Source organism: Streptomyces sp. NPDC001507 (assembly GCF_042894765.1).
Classification (GTDB): domain Bacteria; phylum Actinomycetota; class Actinomycetes; order Streptomycetales; family Streptomycetaceae; genus Streptomyces.
This window is the reverse complement of sequence record NZ_JBIAVV010000014.1, coordinates 102,901-122,720: the sequence shown is the minus strand read 5'-3', so window position 1 is coordinate 122,720 and position 19,820 is coordinate 102,901. Positions and strand designations below refer to the sequence as shown.

General features: G+C 71.7%; 16 protein-coding genes. 3 read left to right on the top strand and 13 right to left on the bottom strand.

Translation table 11 applies throughout. The features are described from left to right. Positions 1 to 27: 27 nt before the first annotated feature. From cimA to ureA, 5 genes are all read right to left on the bottom strand, one after another. Positions 28 to 1,638, bottom strand: coding sequence for a citramalate synthase (gene cimA, locus ACFY0K_RS38460; protein ID WP_390643771.1), 1,611 nt, complete (start codon positions 1,636 to 1,638; stop codon positions 28 to 30). A 310-nt stretch (positions 1,639 to 1,948) separates the two neighbouring features. Beyond that, a complete protein-coding gene (locus ACFY0K_RS38455; RefSeq protein ID WP_390643770.1) occupies positions 1,949 to 2,548 on the bottom strand; it encodes a TetR/AcrR family transcriptional regulator in 600 nt (199 codons plus the stop codon). Positions 2,549 to 2,590: 42 nt separating this feature from the next. Continuing rightward, a complete protein-coding gene (locus tag ACFY0K_RS38450) occupies positions 2,591 to 3,625 on the bottom strand; it encodes an agmatine/peptidylarginine deiminase (protein WP_390643769.1) in 1,035 nt (344 codons plus the stop codon). 9 nt (positions 3,626 to 3,634) lie between these two features. Further along, the gene (locus tag ACFY0K_RS38445; RefSeq protein WP_390643768.1) at positions 3,635 to 5,347 is read right to left on the bottom strand and encodes an urease subunit alpha; all 1,713 of its coding nucleotides are present in this window, start codon (positions 5,345 to 5,347) and stop codon (positions 3,635 to 3,637) included. Next, a complete protein-coding gene (gene ureA / locus ACFY0K_RS38440; protein WP_351961291.1) occupies positions 5,344 to 6,045 on the bottom strand; it encodes an urease subunit gamma in 702 nt (233 codons plus the stop codon). Before ureA ends, ACFY0K_RS38445 begins: the two co-directional genes overlap by 4 nt. A gap of 153 nt (positions 6,046 to 6,198) precedes the next feature. Here ureA and ACFY0K_RS38435 point away from each other — a divergent pair, with 153 nt between their 5' ends. Beyond that, complete coding sequence (locus ACFY0K_RS38435; RefSeq protein WP_390643767.1) at positions 6,199 to 7,647, top strand: cytosine permease; 1,449 nt, start codon at positions 6,199 to 6,201, stop codon at positions 7,645 to 7,647. A 326-nt stretch (positions 7,648 to 7,973) separates the two neighbouring features. Here the strand turns inward: ACFY0K_RS38435 and ACFY0K_RS38430 are convergent, their stop codons facing one another. From ACFY0K_RS38430 to ACFY0K_RS38415, 4 genes are all read right to left on the bottom strand, one after another. Next, on the bottom strand, positions 7,974 to 9,275 hold the full coding sequence (locus tag ACFY0K_RS38430; protein WP_390643766.1) for a KamA family radical SAM protein: 1,302 nt from the start codon (positions 9,273 to 9,275) through the stop codon (positions 7,974 to 7,976). A gap of 14 nt (positions 9,276 to 9,289) precedes the next feature. Beyond that, positions 9,290 to 10,363 (bottom strand): hypothetical protein, encoded by a 1,074-nt coding sequence (locus tag ACFY0K_RS38425; protein WP_351961294.1) that lies wholly within the window; start codon positions 10,361 to 10,363, stop codon positions 9,290 to 9,292. Positions 10,364 to 10,444: 81 nt separating this feature from the next. After that, complete coding sequence (locus ACFY0K_RS38420) at positions 10,445 to 11,533, bottom strand: branched-chain amino acid aminotransferase (protein ID WP_390643765.1); 1,089 nt, start codon at positions 11,531 to 11,533, stop codon at positions 10,445 to 10,447. A 239-nt stretch (positions 11,534 to 11,772) separates the two neighbouring features. Continuing rightward, positions 11,773 to 12,816, bottom strand: coding sequence for a 3-isopropylmalate dehydrogenase (locus tag ACFY0K_RS38415; protein WP_390643764.1), 1,044 nt, complete (start codon positions 12,814 to 12,816; stop codon positions 11,773 to 11,775). Positions 12,817 to 12,947: 131 nt separating this feature from the next. On the opposite strand from ACFY0K_RS38415, the gene ACFY0K_RS38410 reads away from it, so the two are divergent. Beyond that, positions 12,948 to 14,531 carry a purple acid phosphatase family protein gene (locus tag ACFY0K_RS38410; RefSeq protein WP_390643763.1) on the top strand — a complete coding sequence of 528 codons (1,584 nt, stop codon included), beginning with the start codon at positions 12,948 to 12,950 and terminating at the stop codon, positions 14,529 to 14,531. Between the two features lie 113 nt (positions 14,532 to 14,644). Here ACFY0K_RS38410 and ACFY0K_RS38405 read toward each other — a convergent pair whose 3' ends face one another. The 4 genes from ACFY0K_RS38405 to ACFY0K_RS38390 all read right to left on the bottom strand — a co-directional run bounded on the left by ACFY0K_RS38405 (position 14,645) and on the right by ACFY0K_RS38390 (position 18,324). After that, positions 14,645 to 14,776, bottom strand: a complete 132-nt coding sequence (locus ACFY0K_RS38405) for a hypothetical protein (RefSeq protein ID WP_386576564.1) — start codon at positions 14,774 to 14,776, stop codon at positions 14,645 to 14,647. Positions 14,777 to 15,050: 274 nt separating this feature from the next. Next, positions 15,051 to 15,587, bottom strand: a complete 537-nt coding sequence (locus ACFY0K_RS38400) for a GNAT family N-acetyltransferase (RefSeq protein ID WP_390643762.1) — start codon at positions 15,585 to 15,587, stop codon at positions 15,051 to 15,053. A 108-nt stretch (positions 15,588 to 15,695) separates the two neighbouring features. Continuing rightward, positions 15,696 to 17,327: an L-glutamate gamma-semialdehyde dehydrogenase gene (gene pruA / locus ACFY0K_RS38395; protein ID WP_351961298.1), complete on the bottom strand. Its 1,632-nt coding sequence runs from the start codon at positions 17,325 to 17,327 to the stop codon at positions 15,696 to 15,698. A 70-nt stretch (positions 17,328 to 17,397) separates the two neighbouring features. Beyond that, positions 17,398 to 18,324, bottom strand: a complete 927-nt coding sequence (locus ACFY0K_RS38390) for a proline dehydrogenase family protein (RefSeq protein ID WP_390643761.1) — start codon at positions 18,322 to 18,324, stop codon at positions 17,398 to 17,400. Between the two features lie 142 nt (positions 18,325 to 18,466). On the opposite strand from ACFY0K_RS38390, the gene ACFY0K_RS38385 reads away from it, so the two are divergent. Then, a complete protein-coding gene (locus ACFY0K_RS38385) occupies positions 18,467 to 19,765 on the top strand; it encodes a PucR family transcriptional regulator (protein WP_390643760.1) in 1,299 nt (432 codons plus the stop codon). Positions 19,766 to 19,820: the final 55 nt, after the last annotated feature.

The following is a 19,820-nucleotide window of genomic DNA, read 5'->3' as shown; positions in this document are numbered from 1 at the left end:
GGCGAGCGGCCGGCCTCCGGCTATCGTCTACTCCGCCGGCTCGACGCCCGCGCGCAGCAGACCGTACGTGTATGCGTCCTCCAGGGCCTGCCAGGAGGCGGCGATGACATTCTCGGCTACGCCGACCGTGGACCACTCGGCGCTGCCGTCGGAGGTCGAGATCAGGACGCGGGTGGTGGACTCGGTGCCGTGCTTGCCCTCCAGGATGCGGACCTTGTAGTCGACGAGGTCCAGCTTGGCGAGCTGCGGGTAGATCTTCTCGAGGCCCACGCGCAGGGCGCGGTCGAGGGCGTTGACCGGGCCGTTGCCCTCGGCGGTGGCGACGATGCGCTCGCTCTTGGCCCAGAGCTTGACGGTGGCCTCGTTGGCGTGGGTGCCGTCGGGGCGGTCCTCGACGATGGCCCGCCAGGACTCGACGCGGAAGTAGGAGCGGGGTTTGCCCTCGACCTCGGCGCGCAGGAGCAGTTCGAAGGAGGCGTCGGCGGCTTCGTAGGTGTAGCCCTTCAGCTCGCGTTCCTTGACGCGCTCCACCACCCGCCCGACCAGTTCGCGGTCGCCGCCGAGGTCGACGCCGAGTTCCTTGCCCTTGAGCTCCACCGAGGCACGGCCGGCCATGTCGGAGACCAGCATGCGCATGGTGTTGCCGACCAGGGCCGGGTCGGTGTGCTGGTAGAGGTCGGGGTCGACCTTGATCGCGGAGGCGTGCAGCCCGGCCTTGTGCGCGAAGGCCGAGACACCCACGTAGGGCTGGTGGGTGGAGGGGGTGAGGTTGACGACCTCGGCGATGGCGTGGGAGATGCGGGTCATCTCGCGGAGCCGGCCCTCGGGCAGTACCTGCTTGCCGTACTTCAGCTCCAGGGCGGCGACCACCGGGAACAGGTTGGCGTTGCCGACCCGCTCGCCGTAGCCGTTCGCCGTGCACTGGACGTGGGTGGCACCCGCGTCGACCGCGGCGAGGGTGTTGGCGACCGCACAGCCGGTGTCGTCCTGGGCGTGGATGCCGAGCCGGGCGCCGGTGTCCGCGAGGACGGTGGAGACGACGGCGTTGACCTGGGCGGGGAGCATGCCGCCGTTGGTGTCGCAGAGCACGACCACGTCGGCGCCGGCCTCGGACGCGGCCCGTACGACCGCCTTCGCGTACTCGGGGTTGGCGCGGTAGCCGTCGAAGAAGTGCTCGCAGTCGACGAAGACCCGGCGGCCCTGGCCCTTGAGGAAGGACACCGTGTCGCGGACCATCTCCAGGTTCTCGTCGAGGGTGGTGCGCAGGGCCAGTTCGACGTGCCGGTCATGGGACTTGGCGACCAGGGTGATCACCGGGGCGCCGGAGTCCAGCAGCGCCTTGACCTGGGGGTCGTCCGCGGCCTTGGCGTTCGCCCGGCGGGTGGCGCCGAAGGCGACCAGCTGGGCGTTCCTGAAGTCGATCTCCTGCTGGGCACGGGCGAAGAACTCGGTGTCCCGCGGGTTGGCGCCCGGCCAGCCGCCCTCGATGAAGCCCACGCCGAAGTCGTCCAGGTGCCGGGCGATGGCCAGCTTGTCCGCGACGGTGAGGTTGATGCCCTCGCGCTGCGCGCCGTCGCGCAGCGTGGTGTCGAAGACGTGGAACGAGTCGTCCAGCTCGTTGGTTTCCGTCTCGGTCATGGTCTCAAGGCTCCTGATGTCGAATCTCGGTCGTACCGGAATGACCGGCTCCACCGTCCCTCCATGGTCCCTCGCGCCCGTCCTCCGGCTGAAGGTGGGCCGGAAAACGAAAAAACCCCTCGCGGGTGCGAGAGGTCTGCGCGCGGGTCGAGGACGACGATGGCCACCCGTACCTGGTCGTACGTGGTGGTCACTGCGGACCGGCGCGCCTGCTGCCAATAATCATGGCGAACGAGAGCACGGAGGAAGTCTGGCACAGACCGCCCCTGTGCTCACCGTCCGTCTCATGATGCGAACAGTGTGCAGTGCGTCACGCGTCCGTGAGGAGCTCCGCCGCCAGGAAGTCGCGCACATGGCCGAGCACCTGCGCCCGGTCCGTGCCGCGCAGGCCGATCGCCACGTGGATGGAGAAGCCGTCGAGCAGGGCGCGCAGGCGGGCGGCGAACCGGTCGGGGTCGACGGGCCGGAACTCGCCGCGCGAGACGCCCTCGGCGACCAGCGCGACCAGGTCGCGGTGCCAGGCGCCCTCGATGGCGGCCTGCCGGTCGCGGGCCGCCTCGTCGGCGTTCTGCGAGCGGTTCCAGACCTCCAGCCAGAGCGTCCAGTGCGGGTCCCGGTGCCCGTCGGGGACGTACAGGTCGACGTAGGCGTCGAGGCGCTCGCGGGCGGTGCCGCGCCGGGTGAGCAGCCGGCCGCGCTCGGCGCCCAGCCGGCCCTCGCTCCACTCCAGGGTCTGGAGCAGGAGTTCGTCCTTGGAGTGGAAGTAGTAGAGGAGATGGCCGCTGCTCATTCCGACCTCACGGCCGAGCGCGGCCATGGTGAGCTTCTCCAGGCCCCGCCCGGCGATCATCGTCATGGCGGCGGCGAGCACGTCCTCGCGGGGCGGGGCCTGTCTGCGCCCACCGGCCATCTTCGGCTCCTCGAACTGCGACCGGAACTGGATCTTCCGGAACTAGATCTTCGGCTGCTGCTGGGTGATGCAGTGGATGCCTCCACCACCCGCAAAGATCGTACGGGCGTCCACCAGCGTGACGGTCCGCTCGGGGAACAGGCGGCGGAAGATCCCGGCGGCGATCTCGTCGCGCGGGTCGTCGAAGCCGCACAGGACGACCCCGCCGTTGCAGAGGTAGTGGTTGATGTAGGAGTAGTCGGCCCAGTGGCCGTCGGCCTCCAGGACGATCGGGGCGGGCACCTCGACGACCTCCAGGCTGCGGCCGCGGGCGTCGGTCTGGGACCGCAGCAGGCCGATGACCTCCTTGCTCACCTCGTGGTCGGGGTGCGCGGGGTCCGGCTGGGAGTGCGCGACGACGACTCCCGGGCGGGCGAAGGCGGCGACGATGTCGACATGGCCGAGGGTGCCGAAGCCGTACGGGGGGTAGTCGCCGGTCAGGCCGCGGGGCAGCCATATCGCCTTGCGGGTGCCGAGCATGCCGTGGATCTCGGCCTCGACCTCCGCCTTGGTCCAGCCCGGGTTGCGCTCGGGGCCCAGCTGCACGGTCTCGGTGAGCAGGACGGTCCCCTCGCCGTCGACGTGGATCGCACCGCCCTCGTTGACCAGCCGCGAGGCGTACGTCCGCGCGCCCGCGAGGTCCGCGACGTGCGCGGCGATCTTCGCGTCGTGCCCCCAGCGCGCCCAGTGCTGGGCGCCCCAGCCGTTGAACGTCCAGTCCACGGCCGCCAGTTCACGCCCGTTGGTCAGGAAGGTGGGGCCGATGTCCCGCATCCAGGCGTCGTCGAGGTCCCGTTCGACGGTGTCGATGCCGGGCCCGAGCAGCGCCTGTGCCGCCGTCGACTGGCCGGGGCCGCACACGACGGTCACCGGTTCGAAGCGCAGGACGGCACGGGCCACCGACGCCCAGGCCGTCCGGGCGGCGATGAGGTCGTCGGCGTCGTCGAAAGTGGGGTTGGGGCCCGGCCACGCCATCCAGGTGCGCTCGTGCGGGGTCCACTCGGCGGGCATCCGGAAACCGTCGGAGGCAGCAGTCATCGGTGATCCTCAGAGGAAGTACAGGCGGTTGAGGGAGACGGAGTCGGCGGGCTCCGAGCGGAGCGGTTCGCCGTCGAGGGTGACCAGGCCGGTGCGCTGGTCCACGTCGACCGCTCCGGTGCGGGAGTTGCGCCGCAGGTCGGCCGGGCCGATGCCGCGGGTGCCGCGGACGGCGACCCGGCGGCGCCGGGTGGGCATGGTGTCGTGGCCCTGGTCGAGGGCGGCCTGCGCCACGAACGCGACGGAGATGTCGGCCGGGGTGGCGCCGTGCGCCCCGAACTGGGGGCCGAGGACGAGGGGTTCGCAGGTGTCGGTGGCCGCGTTCGGGTCACCGGTGACGCCGAACGCCGGGAAGCCGGACTTGAGGACGAGCTGCGGCTTGGCCCCGAAGTACTCGGGCGACCACAGCACGATGTCCGCCAGCTTGCCGACCTCGATGGAGCCGACCTCGTGCGAGAGCCCGTGCGCGATGGCCGGGTTGATGGTCAGCTTGGCCATGTACCGGAGCACGCGCTCGTTGTCGTGGCCGTCGTCCGGGGCGCCGAGCTCGGCCTTCATCTTGCCGGCCATGGCGAAGGTACGGCGGACGGTCTCCCCGGCCCGGCCCATGCCCTGTGCGTCGGACGAGGTGATGCCGATCGCGCCCAGGTCGTGCAGCACGTCCTCGGCGCCCATGGTGCCGGCGCGGATCCGGTCGCGGGCCATGGCGGCGTCGCCGGGCAGGTCGGTCTTGAGGTCGTGGACGGAGACGATCATCCCGTAGTGCTCGGCGACCGCGTCCCGGCCGAAGGGCAGGGTGGGGTTGGTGGAGGAGCCGATGACGTTGGGGACGCCGGCCATCTTCAGGACGTTGGGCACGTGCCCGCCGCCGCAGCCCTCGATGTGGAAGGCGTGGATGGTGCGGCCCTCGAGGACCCGGAGGGTGTCCTCGACCGACAGGCACTCGTTCAGCCCGTCGCTGTGCAGGGCGACCTGGACGTCGTGCTCCTCGGCGACCCGCAGGGCCGTGTCCAGCGCCCGGGTGTGGGCGCCCATGTCCTCGTGCACCTTGAAGCCGGAGGCGCCGCCCTCGGCCAGGGCCTCGACCAGCGGGGCCGCGTGCGAGGACGAACCCCGGCCGAGGAAGCCGATGTTGACCGGCCAGGCGTCGAAGGCGTTGAAGGCGTGCTTCAGCGCCCAGGGCGAGTTGACGCCGACGCCCCACACCGGACCGAACTCCTGCCCGATGATCGTCGTGACACCGGAGGCCAGCGAGGCCTCCATGATGCGCGGCGACAGCAGGTGGACGTGCGTGTCGACGGCCCCGGCGGTGGCGATGAGCCCCTCGCCGGACACGATCGAGGTGCCGGTGCCGACCACGACGTCCACCCCGTCGAGGGTGTCGGGGTTCCCGGCCCGCCCGATCGAGCAGATCCGCCCCTCGCGGATACCGATGGAGACCTTCCGGATCCCGAGCACGGCGTCGATCACGACGACGTTGCTGATCACGACGTCGCAGGTCTCGCGGACGGCGGCGGCCTTGAGGTGCAGCCCGTCCCGGGCCGTCTTTCCGAAGCCGGCCAGGAACTCGTCGCCGTAGCGCTGGGAGTCGTCCTCGACGCGGATCACGAGCCCCGAGTCCCCGAGGCGGACGCGGTCGCCGGCGCGCGGGCCGTGGGTGGCCGCGTACTCGTGCGGGGTGAGGCGGCGGGCCTCGGCGGGGTGGCCTCCGGGGCGGCTCATCGGCCGGCCTCCTCTGTCTCTCGTACACCCAGGTATCCGCAGGCGGCGGCGCGGCGCAGCGCCTCCTCGCGGGCGCCGGGCGCGTCCAGCGGCCCGTCGACGAGACCGGCGAAGCCGATGGCGACCCGGTCGCCGCCGATCGGCACCAGACCGACCTCCAGCGAGTCCCCCGGCCCGAACCGCACGGACGACCCGGCGGGCACGGCGAGCCGCAGGCCGTAGGCGGCGGCGCGGTCGAAGTCGAGGCGCGGGTTGGCCTCGAAGAAGTGGAAGTGCGAGGTGACGGAGACGGGGACGGCGGCGGTGTTGGTGACGGTCAGCCGTACGACCGCCTCGGGGTCGGCGTGCTCGGGCCCCGGCAGCAGCGCGCCGGGCGCGTCCTCGCCCAGTCCCCCGCCCCCGATCGGGTCGGTGACCACGGCCAGCCTGGACCCGTCGTCGAAGACGGCCTCGACGTGCACCTCGGTGACGATGTCGGCGACGCCGGGCAGTACGTCGGCCGGGCCGAGGACGGAGCGGGCCGCCTCGATCGCCTCGGCGAGCCGTCGGCCGTCCCGGGCGGCCTCGCAGACGGTGTCCGCGATCAGCGCGGTGGCCTCCGGCACGTTGAGCCTGAGGCCCCGCGCGCGGCGGGCACGGGCCAGTTCGGCGGCTCCGAAGAGCAGCAGCCGGTCCCGTTCCGTGGGGGTCAGTCGCACGGCCGGCACCTCCTTAGCTTCCTCATCCCTGGCTCCATTTAGAACAACACTCTAAATGCCGGATTACGAGAAGGGAACCATTGACATCGCACGGCAGGTCGCCCACATTGAACGTCGCTCTAACTTGTGGGCGGCCGTCGAAGGAGACCAGCCATGCCGATAGAACAGCGCGGAGTCGACACGATCCCGGACGGGGAACGCACCAGCGGCCCGAAGGACCTGGTCTCGATCCTGCTCGGCTCCAACCTCTGCCTCGGCGTGATCATCTTCGGCTGGCTGCCGCCGTCCTTCGGACTCGGCTGGTGGGCGTCGGTGAGCGCGATCGTGGCGGGCACACTGATCGGCACGGTCTTCACTGCCCCGCTGGCGCTGGTCTCGCTGCGCACCGCCACCAACCTCTCCACCTCCTCGGGCGCCCAGTTCGGGGTGCGCGGGCGGCTGGTCGGCTCGGTGGTGGGCCTCCTGCTGGCCCTCGGCTACACCGCGCTGACCGTGTGGATCGGCGGCGACGTGATGGTGGGCGTGCTGAACCGGCTGTTCGGGCTGCCGGCGGACGGGATGGCATACGCCGTGGTCTACACGGTGCTCGCGGCGGCGACGGTGGCGGGCGCGGTCTACGGATACCGGGTGCTGCTCGCCATGTCCAAGGTCCTCGCCATCGGCATGACGGCCCTGCTGCTCCTCGGGATCTTCGCCTACGCCCCGCACTTCACGACCTCCGCGCTGCCGGAGGCGGGCGGCTACCTGCTGGGCGGCTTCTGGCCCACGTGGTGCCTGGCGGCCGTCGCCGCGGGCCTGTCCGGACCGGTCGCCTTCATCACCCTCCTCGGCGACTACACCCGCTACATCTCCCCGGCCCGCCACACCTCCCGCCGGGTCCTGCACGCGACCTGGCTGGGCCTGATCCTGGGCCTGCTGGTCCCGCAGCTCTTCGGCACGTTCACCGCGTACGCGGCACGGGCGGCCGCGGACTACGCGGGCCCGCTGGTGTCGGCCTCCCCCGCCTGGTACCTGGTCCCGCTCCTGCTCTCCGCCTCCGCGGGCTCGGTCGGCAACGCGGGCCTCATGCTCTACTCCATGGGCCTCGACCTTGACGCGATCCTCCCCCGCGCGTCCCGCGCCCGTGCCACCTACACGGTCGCCATCGTCGCCACGGCCTGCGTCTTCGCCGGCCACTACGCCTGGAACGCGCAGTCCGCGATGACCTCCTTCGTCCTCCTGCTCACCGCCATCGGCACCCCCTGGGCGGTCATCACCCTCATCGGCTTCGCCCGCTGCCGGGGCGTGTACGACGCGGACGCCCTCCAGGTCTTCAACCGCCGCTCGCGGGGCGGCGTCTACTGGTACCGGGCGGGCTGGAACGTCCGGGCGACCGCGTCCTGGGCGCTGGGAGCGGCCGTCGGCCTGCTCGCGGTCTCCCTGCCGTCGTACGAGGGCCCCCTGCTGTCCCTGACGGGCGGGGTGGACTGCAGCTTCCTGCTGTCGGGGACCGTGGGCGGACTGGTCTACCTGCTGCTGTCCTCCCGCCCGGCCGACCCCTCTCGTCCGGCCTCGGAAGACGAAGGCCGGACGGCACCACTTGCCAGCCCGTCCGGCCTCTGAGGACGAAGACCGGCCCGCACCACCCCCCAGCCCGCCCGGCCTCTGAGGACGAAGACCGGCCCGCACCACCCCCCAGCCCCTCCGGAGTCTGAGGACCAAGACCGGTCCGCACCACCCCCCAGCCCCTCCGGAGTCTGAGGACGAAGACCGGTCCGCACCACCCCTCAGCCCGTCCGGCGTTTGAGGACGAAGACCGGTCCGCACCACCCCTCAGCCCGTCCGGCGTTTGAGGACGAGGCCGTTCAGGCCGAAGGGGGGTCTGGGGGCGCAGCCCCCAGAGGGACCGCCACCCCCACGGCGCCGCACCCGACAACGTCCGCCGCCCCTCACCCCGGCTCGAGCCCCGGCAGGAACCGGCTTGCCCCGAACGCCGGCTTCAGGTCGGTCCACCACGTCGCCCCCTCGTCGTACGCGGCGAAGAACGGCCGGTCGACCAGGCCCGGATCACGGGCCTGGATCAGGTGCAGGACGAAGACCCGCTCACCGGCCACCTCGGCGACGCCGTCCACGCAGACCTTCCCCGGCATCGCCGACATGACCGGCCCGCGGACCGTACGGGCGAGGCCCGACACGCGGGCGTAGGCGTCGCGGAAGACGGCGTGGCCGCGGGCCAGCGGGACGCCGAAGTAGCCCTGCGGGCCGGTGTCCCGCTCCACGAACTGGTAGTACGGCACCGCCCCCAGCGTGGTCGTCTCCTCCCACAGCTCGGCCCAGGCGTCCGCGCTGTCGTTGATCCCGGCCACCAGCGGACCCTGGCAGCGGATCACGGCCCCGGTGTCCCGGACACGCCGCATCGCCTCCCGGACGACGGGTGGACGCAGCTCCTGCGGATGCGTGAAGTGGGCCATCAGAGCCAGGTGCCGGCCGCTCGCCACCACCTCCTCGAAGAGCCGCAGCAGGTCGTCGGCGTCGCGGTCGGTGGTGAAACGGTACGGCCAGAAGGCGAGGGACTTGGTGCCGATGCGGATCGAGCGGACCGTGTCGATCGCGAGGAGCGGCTCGACGTAGCGGCGCAGTACCGCCGTGCTCATCACCAGCGGGTCGCCGCCGGTGACCAGGACGCTGGCGACCTCGGGGTGGGCGCGCAGATACGCATCGGTCGCGGCGATGTCGTCGGTCGCGATGCGCAGGTCGGCCTCGCCGACGAACTGCGGCCAGCGGAAGCAGTAGGTGCAGTAGGCGTGGCAGGTCTGGCCCTGGCGCGGGAAGACCAGCACCGTCTCCGGGTACTTGTGCTGGAGGCCGGTCAGCCGCTGCCCCTCGTGCACGGGGACGTTGACGTCGAGCTGGCCGGAGGGGTGCGGATTGAGCCGCATCCGGATCTCGTGCGCGGCACGCTGGATCTCGGCGCGCGGCGCGTCCCCCGTCAGCAGGTCGGCCATCCGGCGGACGTCGGGCGCGGGCAGCATCCCGGACTGCGGGAAGGTCAGCCGGAAGACCGGGTCCTCGGGCACGGCCGACCAGTCGATCAGCTCGTCGACGACGTAGGCGTTCGTACGGAACGGCAGGACCGAGGAGACCGCCCGCAGCGCCAGCCGCTGATCGTCCGTCAGGGAGACCCGCCGGAGCAGACCTTCCAGGTCACGGGGCGTGAAGGCGCGGAAACGGGGGTGGTGCGCTGAACTCATGGTGCGGGGGCCCTCTATTCCGTGACCAGGACCGTGGACGGCCGCAACTCCACGAAGGCGGCCGCCTGCGCATCGTACTTCTCCCCGAAGTGGTGGATGAGCCGCCGGTGCAGCTCGCTCTCGTCGTCCACGACGATGACGTCGTGCGCGCCGGACCCGGTCAGCGTCTCGCTGTAGGCGCTGAGTTGGTCGAGGCGGCGGCGGGCCAGGTAGGTGACGAGGTCGGGGGCGGCGACGTACAGGCGGTCGTCGAGGAAGACGAAGTGGCAGACGAACTCGCGTCGCCCGTCCGTGGCGTCGACGAGGGTGACGGGCAGGCGGGTGAAGCGTTCCATCGGCTTGCCCTGCTGCCACAGCTCGTCGAAGCGCTGTTCGACGAAGGTGCCCAGCGGGGAGCGGACCGCGACCTCCAGCTGGACCCCCTCGCCGGAGAGCCGGCCGACGGTCAGGAAGGAGACCAGGCAGCGCTCGTCCCAGCGGTAGAGGGTGACGCCCGGGGAGGTGGAGCACAGCCGTACCTCCAGGAGCTGCCGGGAGGCGGTGTCGAGGCGGCGGGCGAACCCGTCCAGGGTGCGCAGGTTGCGCATGATGTCGCGGCGGATGTCGGCGCTCTGCTCGCCCAGTTCGCGGCCGCGCAGGATGACGGCGAGGGAGTCGGGGTCCAGGAGCAGGATCTGCACCCGGGCACCGTTCGCGGTGGCCGATCTGACGCCCCGGAACAGGCGCTCGGAGAACTGCGGTCCGAACAGGTTGGAGAAGGTGTCGAGGACCTTCACGTTGGACGTCGAGCCGTGCACCTGGGCGGCGAACCACTCGTAGTCCAGCCGGGTGTGCTCGCGGACCCGGCCCTCCTGGGCCCGGGATATCAGCGGGCCGATGACGAACACGGTGACGACCACGCCGACGATGTCGGTGCCGAGGTTGAGGGCGAGGTTCTGCCCGTAGTTGTCCATCGTCGAGGCCCGCCACAGCAGCAGGCCCGCGACGGCGGTGAGCAGGGCGAGCACGGTGAGGCTCTGCGGGCGGCGCGGGGTGCGTAACGTGCGCATCAGCCAGCGCAGCCGTGGCAATGGCGACCGTCCGCTCACGCGTGCTCCCTCCCCCGTGTGGACTCAGGAGATACCCGTACGGGGGAGGCGATACGCGTCGAACGGACAACCGAAGATCGATCAGCCGAGCTGGTGCATCCAGCCGTGCTTGTCCTCGGCCTTGCCGCGCTGGATGTCGAGGAGGGCCTCGCGGAGCCTGAGGGTGACCTCGCCGGGCTCGCCGCCCGACTGCTGCCACTCGGCGGTCGCGCGCTTGACCGTGCCGACGGGGGTGATCACGGCGGCGGTGCCGCAGGCGAAGACCTCGGTGAGGGTGCCGTTCTCGGAGTCGCGCTGCCACTGCTCGATGGAGACCCGGGCCTCCTCGGACTCGTAGCCGAGGTCGCGGGCGACGGTGAGGAGGGAGTCGCGGGTGACGCCTTCGAGGATGGAGCCGGTCAGGGTCGGGGTGACGATCTTGTCGCCGTACACGAAGTACAGGTTCATGCCGCCGAGCTCCTCGACCCACTTGTGCTCGACCGCGTCGAGGTAGCAGACCTGGTCGCAGCCCTGGGCGGCGGCTTCGGCCTGGGCGAGCAGGGAGGCCGCGTAGTTGCCGCCGGTCTTGGCGTCGCCCATGCCGCCGGGGACGGCGCGGACGCGGTCCTCGGAGGCCCAGATGGAGACCGGCTTCACGCCGCCGGGGAAGTAGGCGCCCGCCGGGGAGGCGATGACCAGGAAGAGGTACTCGTTGGCCGGCTTGACGCCCAGACCGACCTCGGTGGCGATCATGAAGGGGCGCAGGTAGAGGGATTCCTCGCCGCCGTGCGCCGGGACCCATGCCTTGTCCTGCTGGACGAGCAGGTCACAGGCCTCGATGAAGGTCTCCACCGGCAGCTCGGGCATGGCGAGCCGGCGGGCGGAACGCTGGAAGCGCCTGGCGTTCTGGTCGGGGCGGAAGGTGGCCACCGAGCCGTCGGGACGGCGGTAGGCCTTCAGGCCCTCGAAGATCTCCTGGGCGTAGTGCAGGACGTTGGTGGCCGGGTCGAGGGGGATCGGCGCGTACGGGACGAGCTGGCCGTCGTGCCAGCCGCGGCCCTCGGTCCACTTGATCGTCACCATGTGGTCGGTGAAGTGGCGGCCGAATCCGGGGCTGGCCAGGATCGCCTCGCGCTCCGCGGCGGGCAGCGGGTGCGCGGACGGCTTGAGCTCGATCGTGGGCGTCGTCATGAGTAGGTGTCCTTCACCGGTTGTAGTGATGGGCCGCGCTCACACCCTTGTCCTAGGACGTCCGAGCATTCCCTCAGGGCGCGGCTCCGCGTTCGATTATCGCGCGGGGGCCGAGGTGGAAGGAATCGGGGTGAATGCGGACCCGGGGTTGATGGTGGCACCCGGCGGCAGGCATGGGGAAGCCGCCGAGCGCTTGTGCGACCCGGCGGCTTCGACGATCTGCGAAGAGGCTCGGCGGGTCAGCCGGCTACTCGTACGGCGAGCGCGTCGCCGATCTCCGAGGTGGAGCGGGCGGGCTTGCCCTGGCGTTCGGTGAGGTCGGCGGTGACGGCCTCGTCGATGCGGGCGGCCTCGGCCTCGTAGCCGAGGTGGCGCAGCAGCAGGGCGACGGACAGGACCGTGGCGGTGGGGTCGGCCTTGCCCTGGCCGGCGATGTCGGGCGCGGACCCGTGCACCGGCTCGAACATGGACGGGAACTCGCGGGAGGGGTTGATGTTCCCGCTCGCCGCGACGCCGATGCCGCCGGAGACGGCCGCGGCGAGGTCGGTGATGATGTCGCCGAAGAGGTTGTCGGTGACGATGACGTCGAAACGGCCGGGGTCGGTGACCAGGTAGATGGTCGCCGCGTCGACGTGGATGTAGTCCGTGGCGACCTCGGGGAACTCCGCGGCCACCTTGTTGAAGACGTTCGTCCACAGGTGCCCGGCGAAGGTCAGCACGTTGTTCTTGTGGACCAGCGTGAGCTTCTTGCGCGGGCGGGCCTGGGCGCGGGCGAAGGCGTCCCGGACGACACGCTCGACACCGAAGGCCGTGTTGACGGACACCTCGGTGGCGACCTCGTGCTCGGTGCCCTTGCGGATGGTGCCGCCGTTGCCGGTGTACGGGCCCTCGGTGCCCTCGCGGACCACGACGAAGTCGATCTGCGGCTCGCCTGCCAGCGGGGTGGCGACACCCGGGAGGAGCTTCGACGGACGCAGGTTGACGTGGTGGTCGAAGGCGAAGCGGAGCTTCAGCAGGAAGCCGCGCTCCAGGACGCCGGAGGGCACGCTCGGGTCGCCGATGGCGCCCAGCAGGATGGCGTCGTGCTGCTTCAGCGCGTCGAGGTCGGCGTCGGTGAGGGTCTCACCGGTGGCGTGGTAACGCTTGGCGCCGAAGTCGTACTCCTTGGTCTCCAGCTTCACGTCCTCGGGGAGGACGGCGGAGAGGACCTTGAGGCCTTCGGCCACGACTTCCTGCCCGATGCCGTCACCGGGGATCACTGCGAGATCGATGCTGCGAGACATGTCGGCACCCTACTCCGCGTCCCATGGGATGACACACACCGTCCGGCATGCGGACGCGGCGGGTCGTTCCGCCGACTGGCGTTCACCCGTACGTGGGGCTGGTGTTGGCCCGTGCTGGGCACGCTCCCGGCATGGACATCCCCGGCACCGGCCGCCCCGGCACGGACATCCCCGACTTCGGCGTCCCGCCGCGGCTCGCCGCCCGGATGAGCATGGCCGAGCAGTACGAGTACCTGCGCGGCCGGCTGGTGAGCCGCCGCACGCTGGTGACGGCGGGCGCGGTGGCGGGCGGCGCGCTGGTGGGCGGCTGCGCGAGGACGGCGGGGTCGGGGAGCCCGGCTCCGGCCACCTCCGCGGTCCGCGGTGCGGCGGTCGTGCCGTTCGGCCGGCATCTCGCCTTCGGCGCCGACCCGCGGACGCAGATGCGGATCTCCTGGCAGGTGCCGTTCGCCGTGACGAAGCCGTTCGTGCGGATCGGGACGCGCCCGGACCAGCTGGGCACGCGCGCCGCCGCGGAGATCCGGCACCTGCACACGCCCGGGGTGCGGGGGGTGCGCCCGGTGGTCGAGCAGTACTACGTGCACGCGGCCCTGACCGGCCTCGCTCCCGGCACCACGTACTACTACGGCGTCGGCCACGACGGCTGGGACCCGGCCGCCCCCGGCCACCGCGCCACCATCACCCCGTTCCGCACCGCGCCCGCGAGCCCGGAGCGGTTCGTGTTCACGGCCTTCGGCGACCAGGGCGTCAGCCGGGCCGGGAAGGCCAGTGACAACGCGCTGCTGAAGCAGAACCCGGCCTTCCACCTGCACGCGGGCGACATCTGCTACGCGGACGGCAGCGGCGCCGGGAAGACCTCGGACGGCTACGACGCCCGGGAGTGGGACCGGTTCCTGGAGCAGAACGACCCGGTGGCGCGGTCCGTGCCGTGGATGGTGACGACCGGCAACCACGACATGGAGGCCTGGTACTCCCCCGACGGCTACGGCGGCCAGTACGCCCGTTTCGCCCTCCCGGACAACGGCTTCGACCCGCACGGCTCACCGGGCGTGTACGCGTTCACCTATGGCAACGTCGGCTTCGTGGCGCTGGACGCGAACGACGTGTCGTACGAGATCCCCGCCAACCTCGGCTACAGCGGCGGCCGGCAGACGACATGGCTGGAGCAGAAGCTGAAGGAGCTGCGGGCGGCGAAGGACGTGGACTTCGTCGTCGTCTTCTTCCACCACTGCGCGTACTCGACGTCCTCGCACGCCTCCGACGGCGGGATCCGGGCGGCCTGGCTGCCGCTGTTCACCAGGTACCAGGTGGACCTGGTGATCAACGGGCACAACCACGTCTACGAGCGCACCGACGCGGTGCAGGGCGGCGGGGTCGGACGCGCGGTCCCGGTCGGCGGCTCGACCGACCCCACGCGGGACGGCATCGTGTACGTGACGGCGGGCGGCGGCGGGCGGAACCTGTACGGGTTCCCCTCGGGGGTCCGGGACAGCTACGAGGGGCACGTCACCCGGCACGACGCGGTGCACAGCTTCCACTGGGCCGCGGGGCAGCACAACGTCGCGGAGACGGTGGAGTGGTCGCGGGTGCGGTACACCGGCTTCTCCTTCCTCAGGGTCGAGGCGGAGGCGGGTTCGGCCCCGCGGCTGAAGGTGTCGGCACTGGCGCAGAGCGGTGCGCGGATCGACCACTTCGAGATCCGCCGGGGCGGCTGACCCCCGGAGTACGGCGCGGCTGTCCCGGCCGCGCCGTACTCCGTGCGGGTGCGGCTCCCGTTGAGGGGTTGCTACACGTGTTACCGGCGGTGCGTCAACGGTGCGCCGTCGGCTCAGTGGCCGGTCTCGCCGCCGTTGTCGCGGCGGTCGAGGGCGCGCTGGAGGGCGGCTGCGGCGTTCTTGCGCTCGGACTCGCTGGCGCGGGACACGTGGCGGACCCGGCGGCGGACGGTCGTCTCGGCCATGGGAATCGACTCCTTCGGCATACGTGGAGTACGGCAGGGGGGATACGAGACGCCGGAAGGGGCGGGGAGCGGTGCCGCAGGGGTTGCCTGCACGGGGCCCGGCTCACGACCGCCATTCGCTTGATCGAGCGAGACGTTCGGCTCCTACAAAAGTAAGGGAGCGGCCCGCTTCTGTCTGCACAATTACTCGGACTTCCTACTATCTGAGACGGCGAGGCCGGCCACCCGCCTGTGAGCTGGGGTTTTGACGCCTGGGGCGGTTGGGGCGAACGGGTTACATGACGTCTCCGTCGCGCCAGTCGAAGATCAGCTCGTGGGCGGGGTCCAGGGCACCGGCCAGGGCGGGCCACACGAACACGTCCCCCTCCTCCGCCACGAGCCGCACGATCCCGCGGTCCGGGGACAGGGCGCAGATCCGGCCGGGCCAGCGCTGCCAGCCCCGGACCGTGTACAGCCGGGCGCCGTCGTCGCTCGCGCCGAGCGCGCCGAGGTCGTACGCCCGCTCGACGATCCGTTCCAGCGCCGCCATCACCCGCCCGCCGTGCCCCCGGCGCCGGGCGTCGGGCCGTACGCCCACCGCCTCGACGTAGCCGACGCGCAGCCAGCGACCTTGGTGCCGGGCGCGGCGCATGACGACCGAGCCGTGGGCGGCGAGCCCGGCCTCGTCGTGGACGAGGGCGTGCAGGCCGCCCAGCCCGTGCTCCCAGTCGCTGTCGGCGAAGTCCCCGCCGAACGCCTCGTGGAGGAGGGTGCGCGCGGCGCGCAGCTCGGCGGGGTCGAGGTCGGCGGTGTGCGCGATGCGGAGAGACATGGCCCAAGTCTCGTACGGACCGGCGGGCGGCGGGGCCGGGTATGGGAACGGCCCGGGAAGCCTGCTCGTGGGTCGGGCTTCCCGGGCCGTTGTTCGGGGTGCTGTGGGTCAGCCCATGTGCGGGTACGCGTAGTCGGTCGGGGCGACCAGCGTCTCCTTGATCGCGCGGGTCAGCGTCCAGCGCAGCAGGTTCTGCGGGGCGCCGGCCTTGTCGTTGGTGCCGGAGGAGCGGCCGCCGCCGAAGGGCTGCTGGCCGACGACGGCGCCGGTCGACTTGTCGTTGATGTAGAAGTTGCCGGCCGCATAACGCAGCTTCTCCATCGTGTACGCCGCCGCCGCGCGGTCGTTGGCGATGACCGAGCCGGTGAGCGCGTAGTCGGACACCGACTCCATCTGGGTCAGCATCTCGTCGTACTGGTCGTCCTCGTAGACGTGCACGGCGAGGAACGGGCCGAAGTACTCGGTGCGGAAGACCTCGTTCTCCGGGTCGCTGCACACGACGACCGTCGGGCGGACGAAGTAGCCGACCGAGTCGTCGTAGGAGCCGCCGGCGACGATCTCGCAGGTCGGGTCGGTCTTCGCGCGGTCGATCGCGCCCTTGTTCTTGGCGAACGCGCGGTCGTCGATGACGGCGCCGATGAAGTTCGACAGGTCGGTGACGTCACCCATGGTCAGGTAGTCGACCTCGGCGGCGAACTCCTCGCGGAAGCCGTCGTTCCAGATGGACGCGGGGATGTAGGCGCGGGAGGTCGCCGAGCACTTCTGGCCCTGGTACTCGAAGGCGCCACGGGTGAGCGCCGTCTTGAGGACGGCCCGGTCGGCGCTCGGGTGGGCGACGAGGAAGTCCTTGCCGCCCGTCTCGCCCACCAGACGCGGGTACGAGCGGTACTTCTCGATGTTGTTGCCGACCGTCTTCCACAGGTACTGGAAGGTCTTGGTGGAACCGGTGAAGTGGATGCCGGCCAGGTCCCGGTGCTCGAGGGCGACCTTCGACACCTCGATGCCGTCGCCGGTGACGAGGTTGATGACGCCCTTGGGCAGACCGGCCTCCTCCAGCAGCTGCATCAGCAGCACGGCGGCGTGGGTCTGGGTCGGGGACGGCTTCCACACGACCACGTTGCCCATGAGGGCCGGCGCGGTCGGCAGGTTGCCGGCGATCGCGCTGAAGTTGAACGGCGTGATCGCGTAGACGAACCCCTCCAGCGGGCGGTGGTCGAGGCGGTTCCAGACGCCCGGGGAGTTGGCCGGGGGCTGCTCGGCCAGGATCTGGCGGGCGTAGTGCACGTTGAAGCGCCAGAAGTCGACCAGCTCGCACGGGGTGTCGATCTCGGCCTGCTGAGCGGTCTTGGACTGCCCGAGCATGGTGGAGGCGGCGATCGTCTCGCGCCAGGGGCCGGCGAGCAGCTCGGCGGCGCGCAGGATGATCGCGGCGCGGTCGTCGAAGGACATCGCGCGCCAGGCGGGCGCGGCGGCGAGGGCGGCGTCGATCGCGTCCCGGGCGTCCTGCTGGGTGGCGTGCCGGCCGGTGCCGATGACGGCCTTGTGGTTGTGCGGCTGCACGACCTGGAAGGGCTCGCCGCCGCCGAGCCGCTTCTCGCCCCCGATGGTCATCGACAGCTCGAGCGGGTTCTCGGCGAGCTCCTTGAGCTTCGCCTCCAGGCGGGTGCGCTCGGCGGAGCCGGGGGCATAGCCGTGCACCGGCTCGTTGACGGGGGCGGGGACCTGGGTCACAGCGTCCATGAGATCCGTAACTCCTTGAACTTGAGCGGGTGTTGAGGCTTGTCGCGGCTTGGCGGGCGCCTGGTGGGGCTCAGCCCTTGCTGACCATCGAGCGGAGGAAGAAGCGCAGGTTGGCCGGCTTCTCCGCGAGCCTGCGCATGAAGTAGCCGTACCAGTCGGTGCCGTACGCGGTGTAGACGCGCATCCGGTGGCCCTCGGCGGCCAGCCGCAGGTGCTCGTCGCTGCGGATGCCGTACAGCATCTGGAACTCGTACTCGTCGGGCTTGCGGCCGGCCCGCCGGGCGAGTTCCTGGGCTATGGAGATCAGGCGCGGGTCGTGGGAGCCGACCATCGGGTACCCCTCGCCGTCCATCAGGGTCCGCAGGATCCGTACGTACGCCTTGTCGATCTCGTGCTTCTGCTGGTAGGCGACCTCGGCGGGCTCCTTGTAGGCGCCCTTGACCAGGCGGACCCGGCTGCCGGAGTCGGCGAGACGGCGGGCGTCGGCCTCGGTGCGGAAGAGGTAGGCCTGGATGACGCAGCCGGTCTGCGGGAAGTCCCGGCGCAGTCCCTCGTGGATCGCGAACATCGAGTCGAGGGTGGTGTGGTCCTCGGCGTCGAGGGTGACGGTCGTACCGATGGCGGCGGCGGCCTCGACGACGGGGCGGACGTTGGCGAGGGCCAGTTCGTGGCCCCCCTCCAGCGCCTGGCCGAACATGGACAGCTTCACCGACATCTCGACGCGCTCGCCGAGGCCCAGCTCGCGCAGGCGGTCGATGAGCGCCAGGTAGGCGTCCCGGGCGGCGCCGGCCTGCTCGGGGGTGGTGATGTCCTCGCCGACGACGTCCATCGTCAGCTCCAGGCCGCGGCCCGTGAGCTCCTCGATGATCGGGACGATGTCCGTGACCGACTCGCCGGGGATGAAGCGGTCGACGACCTGCTTCGTCACCGGGGCCGCCGAGATCAGACGTCGCATCCGGTCGCTGCGCGACGCGGCGAGAATCACGGGACCCAGCACGGGGCACCTCCACAACACATGCCAGACAGGCCGCGATCCGACGATTTGGATACGGCACGGGGAACCACCGTGATAGTCAAGGATCCCTCCGATCGTGGGCCATCGACAGCTGTCACGCATCCGTGCAGGGGATCTCAGACAGATGTATGAAGGCGGCCGTGAATTGCGGGAGAATGCCCGGGTGACGTCGGAATTCAAGGGTGACTACCAGGAGCTGGTCGACGAGATCTCGGAGCTCCTCGGCGTCCCGGCGACCCTGGAGAACCGCGACTTCGAGCTGATCGCCTTCGGGGCGTACGACAGCGAGGGCGATCTCGATCCGTCGGCGCTGGACCCGGTCCGCACCCGCTCGATCCTGACCCGGCGATCGACGGCGGCGGTCCGCACCTGGTTCGAGGGGTTCGGCATCACCCGGGCGACCGGACCGGTACGGATCCCGCCGACCCCGGAGGCCGGCGTGTACCGGGGGCGGATCTGCCTTCCGGTACGCCATCGGGGTGTCGTCCTCGGCTATGTGTGGCTGCTCGACTCCGATCCGGGTCCGACCGACGCCCAGCTGGCCGCGGCCATGGAGGTGGCCGGGCGGATCGGGGCGCTGCTCGCGGACGAGGCGCAGGCGGGGGCCGGGCTCGGCCGGGAGCTGCGGGCGGTGCTGGTCGCGGAGGGCGGCTGGCAGCGGGACATGGCGGTGGCCGAACTCCGTACCGCCCTCGGCACCCGCGCGGACGCCCCGCACACCCTGGTCTGTGTCGCGCCCTGGCCGTCCGCCGGCCCGGACGACGCCCCGTCCCCGCGCACGGTCCCGCACGCCACCGCGCTGTGCGCCCTGCCCTGGGGCGCGACGGGCCACAGCCTCGCCGTACTGGTCCGGCTGCGCAGCACGGACACGGCCACGCCCGCCCTGACGGCCGCCGCCCGGCTGCTCAAGGAGGCGGAGGAGGCCCGGTCGGCGACGGCCCGCGGGGCCGGGGCACGGACGGCGGCGGCGGTCGCCGCGGGGCTCGCGGGGCCGGTCCCGGCGCCGCAGGGCTGCGCCGCGGGGGTGGGCGGGGCCCGGACCGGGCTGGCCGGGCTGGGCGCGGTCTGGCAGGAGGCCACGGCGGCCGCCCGGGCGGCGCTGGCGGAGCCGCGGCTCGGGCCGGTCGCCCAGTGGGCGGAGATCGGCCCGTACCGACTGCTGACCGCGCTGCCGCCGCAGGCCCCGCAGGACCCGGCCGTGGCCCCGCTCCTCACCCCGGCCCACCACGAACTGGCCCGCACCGCCGAGGCCTACCTCGACCACGCGGGCCAGGCGGGCCGCACGGCCACCGCGCTCGGCATCCACCGCCAGACCCTGTACTACCGCCTGTCCCGCGTCGAACAGCTCACCGGTCTCGACCTGGACGACGGCGAGGACCGCCTGCTGCTGCACATGGCGTTGAAGGCGGCCCGGCTCGCCTGAGGTGCGCGTTCCCGGTGCCTTGCGGGGAGGCCGACCGGCGTATGCTCCGCGTGTT

What these genes read in the sequence shown, in the direction of transcription:
- ACFY0K_RS38450 (WP_390643769.1), bottom strand. Translation starts at nt 3,625, where the DNA reads ATGACTGCTGCCTCCGACGGTTTCCGGATGCCCGCCGAGTGGACCCCG.
- ACFY0K_RS38415 (WP_390643764.1), bottom strand. Translation starts at nt 12,816, where the DNA reads ATGTCTCGCAGCATCGATCTCGCAGTGATCCCCGGTGACGGCATCGGG.
- ACFY0K_RS38410 (WP_390643763.1), top strand. Translation starts at nt 12,948, where the DNA reads ATGGACATCCCCGGCACCGGCCGCCCCGGCACGGACATCCCCGACTTC.
- ACFY0K_RS38435 (WP_390643767.1), top strand. Translation starts at nt 6,199, where the DNA reads ATGCCGATAGAACAGCGCGGAGTCGACACGATCCCGGACGGGGAACGC.
- cimA (WP_390643771.1), bottom strand. Translation starts at nt 1,638, where the DNA reads ATGACCGAGACGGAAACCAACGAGCTGGACGACTCGTTCCACGTCTTC.
- ACFY0K_RS38385 (WP_390643760.1), top strand. Translation starts at nt 18,467, where the DNA reads ATGTATGAAGGCGGCCGTGAATTGCGGGAGAATGCCCGGGTGACGTCG.
- ACFY0K_RS38405 (WP_386576564.1), bottom strand. Translation starts at nt 14,776, where the DNA reads ATGGCCGAGACGACCGTCCGCCGCCGGGTCCGCCACGTGTCCCGCGCC.
- ACFY0K_RS38400 (WP_390643762.1), bottom strand. Translation starts at nt 15,587, where the DNA reads ATGTCTCTCCGCATCGCGCACACCGCCGACCTCGACCCCGCCGAGCTG.
- ACFY0K_RS38420 (WP_390643765.1), bottom strand. Translation starts at nt 11,533, where the DNA reads ATGACGACGCCCACGATCGAGCTCAAGCCGTCCGCGCACCCGCTGCCC.
- pruA (WP_351961298.1), bottom strand. Translation starts at nt 17,327, where the DNA reads ATGGACGCTGTGACCCAGGTCCCCGCCCCCGTCAACGAGCCGGTGCAC.
- ACFY0K_RS38430 (WP_390643766.1), bottom strand. Translation starts at nt 9,275, where the DNA reads ATGAGTTCAGCGCACCACCCCCGTTTCCGCGCCTTCACGCCCCGTGAC.
- ACFY0K_RS38455 (WP_390643770.1), bottom strand. Translation starts at nt 2,548, where the DNA reads ATGGCCGGTGGGCGCAGACAGGCCCCGCCCCGCGAGGACGTGCTCGCC.
- ACFY0K_RS38445 (WP_390643768.1), bottom strand. Translation starts at nt 5,347, where the DNA reads ATGAGCCGCCCCGGAGGCCACCCCGCCGAGGCCCGCCGCCTCACCCCG.